The sequence below is a fragment of the Edaphobacter flagellatus genome (genome assembly GCF_025264665.1).
Classification (GTDB): Bacteria; Acidobacteriota; Terriglobia; order Terriglobales; family Acidobacteriaceae; genus Edaphobacter; species Edaphobacter flagellatus.
Map to the genome: position 1 here is coordinate 838902 of NZ_CP073697.1, position 12573 is coordinate 851474.

Genomic DNA, 12573 nt, shown 5'->3' on the forward strand with positions numbered 1-12573 from the left:
CCTGCGGAAGCTCATCAGCCGCGGTTGAGTACAGACGCGTAAGGATCGTTGGGACGATTGGTATCGCGCATCCGCGAGATCACTTCGTCATACTTGTCAGGGGGAAGCACGCGGATGAAGGTCATCATCCCCTGCATGAACTGGCTCCATCCCGGATTGAGGCCATAGTTCTCTGGGCGGTCTACCATCTTGTCCATCGCCATCATCGGCCCTTCCATGTACGCGTCCTGCGGGAAGTTGGGCACGTTGGTTGCATTCGGAGCGATGTCTCCGGATTCCATCTGCATCCCAGACATGTCCATGCCAGGCATGTTGTCGTGTTGCATTCCCGGCATGTTTGCATGGTCCATGCCCGACATCGCGGACTGTGCTTTCCCCGGCGAGAGAGGGCCGTTGGTGGTCGAAACATCGTTGCCGTTTCCGACTCCACCCAGACCTTGTCCGAGGGCCGGACCGTAGTCTTCTCCGGTAGGGGCTCCGGGGGTTCCCCGGAGCATGCCCATCCCTGTGTTCATATCCCCGCCAGCGGGCATACCACCGCTCATGCGAGTCATCCGGCCCACGTTCGACGACATCTGGTTCATCATGTGGTGCGGCAGATGGCAATGCACCATCCAGTCGCCCGGATTATTGGCAACGAATTCAACATCCCGGGCCTGGGCCACACCTACAAGAACCGTGTTGCCCGGCCACCAAGCGCTTTCGGGGATTCGGCCACCTTCCGTCCCAGTGGTGTAGAAGGTGTGGCCGTGCAGATGCATGGGATGGTGGTCCATCCCCAGATTCACGAACCTGATCCGCACCCGGTCGCCTAAACGAGCGATCAAGGGTGTCGTCGCCGGCCCGGCTTTGCCGTTGAAGACAAGCCAGTTGAACTCCATGTTCATGGTGTTCGGCACCGTGTTGTTCGGCAGTACCGCGTATTCCTGCAAATGGATGAGGTAGTCCTTGTCACAGTGGGGGCGGTAAGGTTCCTTCGGATGCATGATGAACGCGCCCAGCATCCCCGCCATCTCCTGCATCGCCATGTGGGAGTGATAGAAGTACGTGCCTTCCTGATGGATCGTGAACTCGTAGACGAACCGGCCGCCCGGCTTGACTGGAGGCTGGCTGACACCGGGCTGACCGTCGAACTGGATCTGGTCCTCGAACCCATGCCAGTGGATCGAACTCGGCTCCGGGAGCTGGTTGTCGAAGATCACACGGACCCGGTCGCCTTGGGTCACCTGAATGGTCGGCCCCGGGGCCGACCCGTTGAAGCCCCAGGCATGGATGTACTTGTCGGGAGCGATCTGTTGCTTCACAACCTGCGCGATCAGGTGGAATACCTTGACGTCGCCATCCATGGTGTAGGGAAGATCGCCGATATCGGTGGTGACCACCGGGATATGGGAAGCACCGCGACGGTCGCGCGTGCGGCTCTTCTTCAGGTGCTCAGCAGCGGATGGAGATGTGGATGCGGACAGCCGGTCTGCCGAAAACAATGCGGCACCCAGACCGAACGCGCTCTGTAAGAAAGAACGGCGATTCGCCATGGTTTAGAACTCCGTGGGTAAGTGAAGCCAAATGATTCTGGCGCCACTGGCACGAAGTGCAGGAGCAAAGGTCCAGGGGTAGTGGAGACAAAGCAACGCACTCCGGCCAGTGACATAAACATGTCAGTGATGGCTAAGTGCGATGGACTAGACGCGAAGGATGGAATTCAGTTCGAGGGGAGTAAGGCCACGCAGAGGCGGCGTCTCGAAAGCTGCTAAAGAGCCGATGGCGAGTTGCAGCTTCTGCGGATGCAGAGTTGCAACGTACACCGCGACGAAGGCAGCCAGTTTCAACGTATGCTCAGGCTGCGTGACGACGGATTCATGCTCACACGCATGGTGGTCGCAATTGATATTTGCGCTGAGTTGGATCCCACCGTTTTGAGAGGATTTCGCGCTGGGACCATCACAGTCCATGCCCGGCATGTCGTCCATGGAAGCCTGTTGATTCGTATCGGCCTTCGCGGACTCAACCTGCGTATGCATGTGGAAAGGACCCGTTTCGCAAACAACTTCACACCGAGCAGACACGCAGGAAAAGACCAGCAGAAAGACTGCCAATACTCCTCCGGTCATTGCTCGAAGCCTCATCGTCGCTCCTGGAATCCGCGTGCTTATCAAACTGCGATGGCAAGCCCGCAGTTAAAGTTGTAGCACCAATCCGTCACTGACGCATTTCGTCGGTCCTTGTTTGCCCTTTGGTGCAACGAATTGAACCGTGCGGGAATCGGACTGGCTGTAGGCGCTGGTCCAGGGGACAACCGAATAGGAGTACCGCCATGTCTCAGACCCCTGATGCAATGCAAAAGTGTATAGCCGACTGTACCCAGTGCCACCAAATTTGCACTTCAACTCTCCTTTACTGTTTGCAACAAGGTGGCAAGCACGCTGAAGCCGGCCACATTCGAGCCCTCCTCGACTGCGCCGAAAGTTGTGAGCGCTCGGTCCACTTCATGCTGCGCAAGTCTTCTTTCCATTCGAAGACATGCGCCCTCTGCGCCGAAATCTGCACAACCTGTGCGGAGAACTGTGAAGCGGTGGGCGACGATCAGCAAATGGCGGAGTGCGCCCGATCCTGCAGAATCTGCGCGGAGTCGTGCCTCCAGATGAGTCGAGCAGCCTGATTATCGCTTGTCTTCGCGGGCGCAGAGGAGGCTTTTGAAGATCCCTGCGCCCATCAGGTGGCCAGCTTAGCTGGGAGGGACGTACTCGCCATACGGCGTGGGCAAACAGCCGGACAACGCAACCTGGACGCGACGCGGCCAAGGAGCAAAAGATCCTGCCCTTGCTGAACCCGCGGCTTTTCAACGATGATGGAGGGTGGGACGGGTACGCACCGTCTTGGGGTGTCGAAACCCCTTAGTGCGAATCGCGCTTACGGGCGCGTGGAACTCTCTATGCCTTTGGCGTCGGGGAGCCTGTGACGTATGTCCAGGCCCCTAAAGCTAAAGGTCACAGGAGCCGCGCACTAACGGCTTTCGAACTCCCCGACCTTGGGTTCATAGAGCAATGTTTGCGGGGGCGCACCGCAAGCGTCGTTGCTCTTGGACCGTTGTCGAGGAGCCGAGCTTGATCCCTCTTGAGGCTAAACACGAGGCGCGCCGTAACACGTACTGGATGAACGCGGCACGTGCGCATGACCCGACTTTGCATCTGCACTGCGTGCACGTATCCGAACTGTGCGCATGCTTCTCCGCCTTCCTGAATCTGCCGCTAGACCAGCAAACCGCCTTAAAGCGTTCCGGGTTACTGCATGACATTGGAAAGCTCAAAGTCCCAGCCGCCATCCTGCAAAAGCCTTCGCCTCTCACGCCGGAAGAGACAACAATTGTTCAGGCTCATACATACCTCGGATACGAGATGCTGCTCGAAAACGGCGAAACGGACGAATTGCTACTGACGACAACCCGCGACCACCATGAGCGGCTTGATGGCAGCGGTTATCCCCGGCAGCTCACGGCTCCCGAAATTTCCGCAGCCGTCCGGATTGTGACTCTATGTGATGTTTTCGCGGCCATGACGGAGCCGCGTCCGTATGTTGCCGCTATGAAATGGGACGAAGCGTTGGCAACTATGGCGAAGATGCGCAACCGGCTCGACCACGATCTCTTAGCCGGTTTTGCCACAATGATGACGGCATTACACGCGCCGAAAAAGCGGTTCGGTCCGCTGGGAAACCGTTTAAGGAAAAAGAAAACATGACACTTTCCCAGCCTGTATGTAAGGAAGAACCGTCGATGCAGAGGCTCATGCATGAGATTGTCCGCTATCTGGTGGACGATGAAGCCGCTATCCGAGTAGATTGTCTGGACGGCAACGACGGCGTTACGACGCTCAATGTCCATGTCGCTCCGTCCGACACCGGCAAGCTCATTGGCAAGCGAGGCCGCACAGCGCGCTCGCTGCGCATGATCCTCTCGGCCGCCAGCATGAAATTGCACCACCGCTACGCGCTCAATATTCAGGAAACGATTGAGTCGTAGTTCTGCCTTGGATGTACGAAACGAATCGCAACGTGCATTCGGTACGTGACACGGAGGTTGGGCGCAATGGAACCATTCTGCCGTCTCTTAACAGCACCGGTTGAACTGAAGTTCTACGGCGAATTTGAGATAACCACAAATCTCAAATCGGTCGGGGGATTCTCGCCGGAACAACTTACTCTGCTCGAATCTATTCTTGGCTCTCAAGGCGCCAAACTGCACTTAGCAAGAATGGCTCTTGAAACCGATTTGAATTCAATGACGGACTCGCACTTTCGAGACCGATACAGCGGCCCCAGTGACCGGGATTTATTGGATGCCGTGCTGCCATGTTTGCCACCAGGGCAGCATTTCTATTGGGAATCGCTTCGAGAGGGGCCGGGCGATTGTTTGCACAACGAAATTATGCCGGTCTTCTTCGTATTTGAAGTGCGCCTTAAGAAGACGGGAATCGAAGAGATAGCGACGTGATTAGAGCGAAATGCCGTATCCGCTGTCCGTTGGTCCGTCTTTGTTGATTCCTGCGCTTTGTTCGTTGCCTCGTGTGATTGCCGTTGAGAGTCCAAATGGTTCCAGCGCCGCCTGCGCAGCGATGGGCTGCGCGTTTCGGTCGAAGAATTGGCCATGCGCGTCGATGTGTAGCCAGCCGGGATTCTGGTCATTCCGATAGCTTTGAATTTCCGCATGCTCTTTCCGCCATGCAAATGGCTCCGCATGTTCTATCCCGATAGATTGAACCAACGGCTCCCAATGCCGCCTTTCCTCGGCAGTCGGTTCAAGGTGCGTGGCTTGCAGGTCTACCGGAATGTCTGGCCCTCTGTAGGCAAGTTCTGTAACGCGGTCAGCATAGCGCTCGATGAGTGCACGCTGATTGTGCTCCGGCTCAGAATCATGCTGATGCCGTTCCGTGATGGCGCGTGCGGTGTCAGCAGGGTCTACTCCATTTCTGGCTTGCTCCTGCGACCACCGAAGATCGGTAAGTACGGTCTCCCGGTCAAGAGACGTGGCATAGACGGATGGCGGCACATGGGAAGTTGGTTGATAGGGCTGCATCCCTTCCACGTGTTCTTTGCGGTAGGTCATCATCTCACCTCTTGGCTGTTCGGCTTTTTGTTGAGTGGGTTCTAACGCCGCAGTCTTTGAGACATCGCGGCTAAGGTCTTTGGTCAGCCGCGCGGCGTTGTCGGTATAGAGCTGCACATCATGCGCCGCGCGAGAGACCGCGACGTAGGCGAAGCGTTGGTTGATGAGGTCGCGGTGAGCGGAGACCTCCACGTTGATAAGCACACGGTCTGCCGTCAATCCTTGCGAGCTATGCGATGTCACTGCATAGCCATGATCGAAGTGCCTCATTTGCTGAGGATCGAATGAAACCGAGCGCGCTGTTTGCCCCTCAACGCGCACGGTCATTTCGTGCGGACGAATACTCTCGATGGTTCCGAGTTGGCGATTGGCAATTTGCAGTTCACGGTTGTTGGTCGTGAACTGAATCCGGTCGCCCTCCGCAAACTCGCGTGTCACTTCCCGATAGGCGGTAATGCCTTGCAGCCGCTTCGGGTCATAGGAAACCTGACCGCAGTCCTCACGCTCCACGGTGATCTGATTCAGCTTCGTATCCACGTCACGTACGGTCGCGTAGCTGTACGGCTCCAAGCCCAATTCCTTGCTGCCGCGTGTGTATTGGAGGACATCGCCGGGCTGATACTGCGCCGCCCAAACTCGATCTGCGCTGCTGAGGTCGGATCGGGGCATGAGCACAGCGAATTCGCGGTCAATTCCGCGCAGCGCTTCCACCGTTCGCAGCTCCGCGCGGATCGCCTGGTTCAGCTCCATGCGGCTGGCGTTGTCGGGCGAGATGACAAGCGTGTTCTCTGACTGCGTGACGTAGGCGCGGGCAATCGCAGCGATGCGTTCGGGGCGTCCCGCATACTCTTGCACGCGCCCTTGCTCCTGCAATAACTGCACTCCGTCCACGGTGTGGTTTTGCGAAAGTAATTCGACAGCACGGAGCAATTCCGGCTGTTCTTTCTGGCGCATGATCTGGTCAAGCTGCGAAGTACGCATCCCTTCCGCTTGCAGTTGCTCAAAGGGCTTTCCCGCATCCACGCCCTGGTGCTGGCGAATGTCACCAATCAACAGAACCCGATCTTGCGGCCCCAGCTTCTCCATGAACGCCTGCATCTGTTTCGTGCTTGTCAAACTGGACTCATCGACCATGTAGAGATGGCGGCTGGCGGGATCTCCCGCTGTCTCGCCCGTTGCACCGCGAGCAAGAAACCGCTGCAAGGTTTCCGCGTTGATTCCGGCGTCACGGAGCTGGTTCGCAGCACGGTTCGTCGGTGCGAAACCCTCGACGGCAAAGCCCTCGGCCTCGGCCCCGGCCCGGATGGTTCGTAAGCTCTCGGTCTTGCCTGAACCCGCGTAACCCTGCAAACCGTGTACGCGGTCGGTAGTGCTCAGTACCTCCTCCACAACGCGACGTTGGGCAGGATTCAACCGCTCCTGCTCCGCAGCATGAGAGCGGGCACTTTCCGCTGACATGATCGGCGTCACGACGGCCTGCCCACGCTTCATGAACTCGATATTGCTGCGCTCGGCCTGGAGCATGTCGCGAGTGGTATACCGCTGCCCGGCATAGTGCCGTGGACTATCGACCTTCAAGAACTCGCCCATCGCTTCTCGGCGCCGGAAATTCTCGCGAATCTCGGCATACGTCACATCGCCCATGCCGCGACGTAAGGCGTCGCGCATGATGCCTCGGTCGTCGGTGATGGCCTCGCGCTCAAAGTTGCGGGCCTTCGCAAAGCTCACGCTTTCGCGCACGCGCTGCTGTTGCTCGTCGGGCTTGTGTGCCTGTTCCTGGCCGCGCTGCTGCATTCGTTCCTGTGCGGCAGCGATAACTTTCTCGGGCTGGTTGCCATACTCTTCGGCCAGCTTGCGATGCGCGGCTAAAGTCTCTTCCGGGCCAAGGTGCTGTTTGCGGTCGCGGGTGGTGAGCGCGGCAAACTGAGCCGCTTCCGGGCCGCTCTGACCACGCTTGGCCATCTCTTCTTCGATCTTCTGGCGGCGTAAACTGGAAGCGTCCAAGTAATCCTGCGTGTAGCCTTTGATCTCCGGTGCTCCGCTCTTTCCGGCCTGGATTTCATAGCCAAGGTTCCGCAGGCGGTACATCAGTTCGGCTTGATACACGGCGGTCGCAAACTGCTGGGACGCATAGTAGCTGTGGGATTGAAGAGCGCGGAAAGAACCATCCTCCCGCGTCGTCATATTGAAGATGACGGTGTGCGTGTGGAGCTGCGGCGCGGCGTAGCCATCAACCGGCCTCGCTGTGTCATGTTCAAATTTTGCGACGAGAAAACGACCCGTAGTCTCGGCAGGGCGGTTGCCGCCTAGCCGGGCCTGCGTGTACCGCTCCAACTCCGTCAGCGCAATCGAGACGGCTTCGCGATGTGCTTCCCGCACGCGATTGTCCCTACCTACCAGAGCCGTAAGAGAGACGGACTTCGGCGCGGAGAAAGTAGCGTCCCATGCGGCGCGATGCTCAAGCGGTTTGACCGTCTCGCCTTCGGCGTTCGTGTATTCCTTCCCGTCGCGATGCTGGATGAGCTGCTGGCCTGTTATGGGATGCTGGCCTTCGCTCAGTAAGGAAAATTGGCTGGCCCGGACGTCACCTTTGAGACCAAAGGTGTCCACTAATTTTCCTTGCCATCCGGTAGGAATTTGTTCGTGCTCTTTCCAGTAGTTCTTTTCGGCAGCAATGAACTCTTTGACGTGATACTCCTGCGCTTTCCCGGCCGTGAGCGGTTCTGGAGCGACTTTGAACATGGCATCTACTCGTGCTCAAATCGACCATCGCCTGCGACGACAAATTGAGGAAAGATGGGGGTGGATAGGTCGTCGGGCTGAGGCAGCGGCATCACAGGATCGGGCTTGGGCATCTCCGCTTGAGTGGCAACCGCAATCGGCGTTTCTACTGTTGGCGGGGCGGGAATGTGCGGAGCTTCCTCGTCTTCCAGATCGACTGTGGGTGACGGCGGGACGATGGCTTTGGACATACGCTGTGGGTCATAGTCCAGTTCATCGTCGGCCACCGCACGACGGTCAAAATCCTTTGCCACAACAGGCAGGTCAAGGTAATCGAATGCGAAGCGAGCTACGTTATTGCCGAGCTTCAAGTACGCACGCCGGTCCTCAAGGCCGCTGATTTCGGAATCGAGCACAAGCGGTTCCACCTGACGGTCGATGGTGAAATTTTTCCCGTTGCGCGTGCCATCGAAGTGCGTCTCTTTCATGCGTTCGATTTCGACCTTCCCGATGGCATTGGACACCCATTCGGCAGCCTTCGGCTCTGTGGTCTTCAGGAAGATTTTGGTGGCAGGCTGCGACAGCATCACCTCGGCAAGATGACCGTAGATGGTTTCGAGCTGTGCCTTGCCCTGGAAGCCCAGCACCAGCGGATTTTTCGACTTCCGATTTTCGGTTATAGCGGTATGAAGCTGTGGCAACCGCTGGAGGCTGGCCAGCTCATCCAACACAAACCAGACCGGGGTTTGGTGTTCCTTCGGAGCACTCAGGAGCCGCAAAACGAGCCAGTCAATCCAAAGGCTATGAAGCGGCTGCAGAGCGTCGCGCTCGGTCGGACGCGATGTGATGAAGATCCAACCTTTGCGCTGATCGGCCCACTCCGTGGCGCACCACCTTCGGCCCTCCGCTTCTTCCAGAGTGGGAAGCATTCGTAGGCTGTCCGCCACCAATCCGAGAGACGACAACACGCCGTTACGCTGCGGCGGCGAATCCTTGGCAATCATGGTTGCCATCTCCGTACCGACGACTTGTTTGTCGATTTCAGCCGGGTTCGCCATCCACTCTGCGAGTTGATGGGGAGTCGGACCAGTGCGCAGGAGATGGGCAAAAATCTTCTGCGGCGTCTTGGTAAAAAACTCGTCCTTTTGGGTGTCGGTCGGCTGGTAGAGCGATTTGGCGAGCGTCTTTGCTTCGGCCTTGCTGCGCAGTTCCTCGGCTGGCCCCCAATACGGGCAACGCTTGTCGAGGGGATTCAGGACGATATCGCCACGGCCTTCGTCATAGAACCTCTGAATGAACTCGCACGCCGGGTCGTACACAATGGCCGTGTGTCCCCGGCCTTGAATCTGCCGAAGTATCTGCATAATCAGAGTGGTTTTTCCGGCTCCGGTGTCGCCCATCAACTCGATGTGCTGCGACTCGTAACGCGCCGGAATCCGCATTAAATCTTTTGCCTCGGTGGTCTTGAACCCGATGCCTTCGCCGGCGATCGTTCCGTTGAATTGCTTAGGCGTGAGCATCACCGGCCCTTTCAGGCGCCGGCCATATTTCAATTCGCGGCGGCGCTTCATGTCCTTCCGAATGGAGAAAGGAAGCTGAGCCAGAAGGGCGAGCAAGCCGAAGCCAAACGGCTGCTTATAGATGTCCCATAGCGTGTTGCCACCATACACGCTCTGGCGAAGATAATCGCGCAGCGGGACATCGAAGTAGCTGTTTTCTGCGCCTCGATAAAGAGCAATGTACCCCTGCCGGGCTGCGGTTTCGGTCAGCGTCAGCGGAATCGGTTTCGTTCCCGGTTGCTCGGTGACCCCGGGCAGAACATCTGGTTCCACGGCAGGCTTTGTAGGAACATTCTTTCCTGCCTCGAAGAGCATCCGGTACTTATCCTTGCGGGTCTTACCAAGCTCGGCGGAGAGCGAGGTCCGCATGTAGATCGGCGTGTAGAACTGCTGTAGCGGTGTCATGGCAAAGGCGAACCGCATGTAGAGAAATGCGCCCATAAGAACGACGGCCAGGAAAGTCGCCCCATAGGTATAGATGGGCGAATGCGGTGGCCAGATGATGGTCTCCTTGCGGCCCCATTGTGTCGGCATCAGCGGCCTCCTTCTGTCTTCGCAACCAGGTCGCTTGCGACCTGCACTTTGCTGCGACGAACCTCTGCCATGATGGCTTCGAAGCGTTCCTCTGTGATGGGCTTCGCCTGCGAAATTGGGCGCAAAAGGTTGGTAAGGATCATCCGCAATCCGACCAATTCCACCAGCTCTGGGCGCAACCGGTTTGTGTCGGTAGCTCGTTCCAACTCTTTGAGAGCAACGTCGCGCAACCATTCGCTGCGGGCTTGCCCCAAAGCGTTAGCGTATTCGGTGATCCGGCGATGCTCTTCTTGCGTAAGCTTCACAGTGACGGGGCATACGCGATTTTGGTTTGGTTCTGTGCCTTCTGGCACCGCAGCTTCCTGATCGAGGAGAGCCATAGAAACCTCAAAATCCCAGGTGCACCTACGTGCACCTGACTTTGGTAAGTGGTTGTTTCTAAATAGGTGCACCTAAGTGCACCCTGCATGACCCTTGGAGGGGTGAAGTGTAAACTTTCACCCCATGCGTAGCATGGTTCCCGTACTGCCGAGGGGTTCGATGGAGCATCATGCTTTCCGAACCGCCACAGACTCACCGGGTTCCACCGATGTTGAGGGCTTCTTAGCAGGTCCACGAGACGCCTTAGAACCATTCGGGCGACGGGCCTTCAATAGCTCTGGGACATCCTTGCAACGATCGGATGTACGGAACGTGGCAAACTCGCGATCCTTTTCAAACAGGTATTCAAGACCTTTGTTGATGACCTCATCGGGAGTTGCACCGATGAAAGCAGCGTATTGGTTGATCTGCATAACGATGGGTTCATTGAACCGAACGTGGGCCGTTACGCGGCGGGTTTGAGTGACTTCGATGAGTGGCATTACAACCTCCTTTAGTGGGTGGAAAGAGATGACTCTTGCAGGCTGGGAAAGACCGTCTCAAGCGAGAAGCATTTCGCTTCGCGCGAGAAACCTTGGACGTGAGCAACATCGGTGATGCGACGGCCAGCTTGAGTACGCTGCGCCTGGATGACGTAATCGACGGAATCCGCAACTTCCGCCGCGATGTCATCGCGCAACGATTGCTGGTGCGAACGCATAGCAAGCTCGCAGAATCGACGCAGGGCCTTCGTGGGTGAATTGGCATGGATCGTTGCCAATGAGCCACCGTGCCCGGTGTTGAATGAATCCAGCAACGTGCGAGCTTCTTCGCCACGTACCTCGCCCAAAATGATGCGGTCTGGCCGCCACCGCAAAGCGCCCTTCAGAAGCGTGGCGAAGTCCACGACTCCGGCAAGGGACTCAACCTGGCATTCGGTGGCCAGAACGTTCGGCTTCGAGATGCGCAGCTCGGACGTATCCTCGATCACGACGATGCGCTCTTCCTCTGGAATGGCATCCGCTAATGCATTCAGGAGAGTGGTCTTTCCACTGGATGTTCCGCCACTGATGAGCAGCGTCTTTCCGCTGCGAATCTGTTCTGTCAGGAACTCACTCATTTCCTCAGTGAGCGCACCGCGCGCGATGAGGTCGGCAAGGGTATAGCGAACCTTGGCAAACTTGCGAATGGTGAGCGACGGACCGGGGCGCACGACCGGCGGCAGCACCGCCGCAAGACGGCTTCCGTCCGGGAGTTGTACGTTCAATAACGGGTGAGATTCATCGAACTGCTTTCCGAGGTGATTGGCGATGATTTCAAGTCCTGTACGAAGCGCCTTTGCATCGAAGCGAACCGACCCTGCGCAGGTGAGCTTGCCCACCTTTTCAAACCACCACGAACCATCGGGGTTGCCCATGATCTCGCTCACGCCGTCGTCAAGCAACAACTGCTCGATGGGCCGAAGGAACGGGAGGATCAAATCGAAGCTCATAGCGGAACCTCACAGCGATCGAAGCCCGGCGTTAGCCGAGCTTCCGAGATAGTGAAAGACGTGGCCTATGCGGCCACGTCCTCGGACTCTTCTTCCTGCTCATCCGCGGTGGCCTTAGCCGCGCGGTCCAGCTTGAGAATGGAATCCACTCGAATCTCCCAGATGGTCACTTCCGAGTTGGTCTTTGTGCTGTCGTACTTCCGGCTGCGCAACTCGCCCTCGACCATCAGGTGAGCGCCCTTCTTTAGCGTGCCGGCGAACTCCGCCAGCTTCTTGCCGAAGACGATGCAACGGTGCCATTCAGTGTGCTCAACATACTTCCCGTCCTTCTTGTAGGAAGACTTGGTTGCGAGTGAGAGGGTGGTGAAGCTGCGGTCGTCGTTGGAGCGAACTTCTGCATCCGTTCCGAGGAAGCCGATGAGGGTGACTTTGTTGGTGTACATGGTGATGATCTCCGTTTCGTTTGAATTTCCCGTATCCTGCTCGGGTCACACCTAGCGAAGCGAGCGAGTGGGCCCGGCTCCCAAGTGCCAAGGAGTGCTTTCTTGGCGGGGCCCGAAAGAAGTTTATGCAGCGTTCTTTGCTGCGGCTTTCAAACTTCTTTTGGGAGGAACCGAGACCCTGAAAGGGCGGCGCAGCCGAAGCAGAACGACGCCGTGCCGCAGGGCGCCGGAATGGCCCCGAAGCGTGAACCCGAGCAGAGGACGGGATACGAGACGGCAGACGCTTCAATGGGCACAAGTCACTCATCGTTTCCCGGTGACGGAGATGTGCCATAACCGCAGACTTTCCACTGCTGCAACCGT

The 12573-nt window shown here is 57.6% G+C and carries 11 protein-coding genes; 3 read left to right on the forward strand and 8 right to left on the reverse strand.

Translation table 11 applies throughout. From position 1 onward, the window contains the following. Window positions 1-14: 14 nt before the first annotated feature. Together KFE13_RS03385 and KFE13_RS03390 are read right to left on the reverse strand one after the other, a co-directional pair. A complete protein-coding gene (locus KFE13_RS03385) occupies window positions 15-1535 on the reverse strand; it encodes a multicopper oxidase family protein (RefSeq protein WP_260705774.1) in 1521 nt (506 codons plus the stop codon). Between the two features lie 147 nt (window positions 1536-1682). Next, entirely contained in the window at window positions 1683-2126 is a 444-nt protein-coding gene (locus KFE13_RS03390) for a hypothetical protein (protein WP_260705775.1), read from the reverse strand. A 978-nt stretch (window positions 2127-3104) separates the two neighbouring features. Between KFE13_RS03390 and KFE13_RS03395 the strand changes: the two genes are divergently transcribed. From KFE13_RS03395 to KFE13_RS03405, 3 genes are all read left to right on the forward strand, one after another. Continuing rightward, window positions 3105-3737 carry an HD-GYP domain-containing protein gene (locus KFE13_RS03395; RefSeq protein WP_260705776.1) on the forward strand — a complete coding sequence of 211 codons (633 nt, stop codon included), beginning with the start codon at window positions 3105-3107 and terminating at the stop codon, window positions 3735-3737. Beyond that, entirely contained in the window at window positions 3734-4018 is a 285-nt protein-coding gene (locus KFE13_RS03400) for a KH domain-containing protein (protein ID WP_260705777.1), read from the forward strand. The genes KFE13_RS03395 and KFE13_RS03400 overlap by 4 nt, the downstream gene beginning before the upstream one ends. Window positions 4019-4084: 66 nt before the next feature. Beyond that, window positions 4085-4489, forward strand: coding sequence for a hypothetical protein (locus KFE13_RS03405; RefSeq protein ID WP_260705778.1), 405 nt, complete (start codon window positions 4085-4087; stop codon window positions 4487-4489). On the opposite strand, the gene mobF is transcribed toward KFE13_RS03405, so the two are convergent. The 6 genes from mobF to KFE13_RS03435 form a co-directional block, all read right to left on the reverse strand. Next, on the reverse strand, window positions 4490-7843 hold the full coding sequence (gene mobF, locus KFE13_RS03410; protein WP_260705779.1) for a MobF family relaxase: 3354 nt from the start codon (window positions 7841-7843) through the stop codon (window positions 4490-4492). It lies immediately after the preceding gene. Between the two features lie 5 nt (window positions 7844-7848). After that, window positions 7849-9915, reverse strand: coding sequence for a type IV secretion system DNA-binding domain-containing protein (locus tag KFE13_RS03415; RefSeq protein WP_260705780.1), 2067 nt, complete (start codon window positions 9913-9915; stop codon window positions 7849-7851). Next, window positions 9915-10295 carry a plasmid mobilization protein gene (locus tag KFE13_RS03420; protein ID WP_260705781.1) on the reverse strand — a complete coding sequence of 127 codons (381 nt, stop codon included), beginning with the start codon at window positions 10293-10295 and terminating at the stop codon, window positions 9915-9917. The genes KFE13_RS03415 and KFE13_RS03420 overlap by 1 nt, the downstream gene beginning before the upstream one ends. Window positions 10296-10463: 168 nt before the next feature. Continuing rightward, on the reverse strand, window positions 10464-10778 hold the full coding sequence (locus KFE13_RS03425) for a hypothetical protein (RefSeq protein WP_260705782.1): 315 nt from the start codon (window positions 10776-10778) through the stop codon (window positions 10464-10466). 11 nt (window positions 10779-10789) lie between these two features. Further along, a complete protein-coding gene (locus KFE13_RS03430; protein ID WP_260705783.1) occupies window positions 10790-11767 on the reverse strand; it encodes a CpaF family protein in 978 nt (325 codons plus the stop codon). Between the two features lie 65 nt (window positions 11768-11832). After that, on the reverse strand, window positions 11833-12210 hold the full coding sequence (locus KFE13_RS03435) for a single-stranded DNA-binding protein (protein WP_260705784.1): 378 nt from the start codon (window positions 12208-12210) through the stop codon (window positions 11833-11835). Window positions 12211-12573 lie beyond the last annotated feature (363 nt).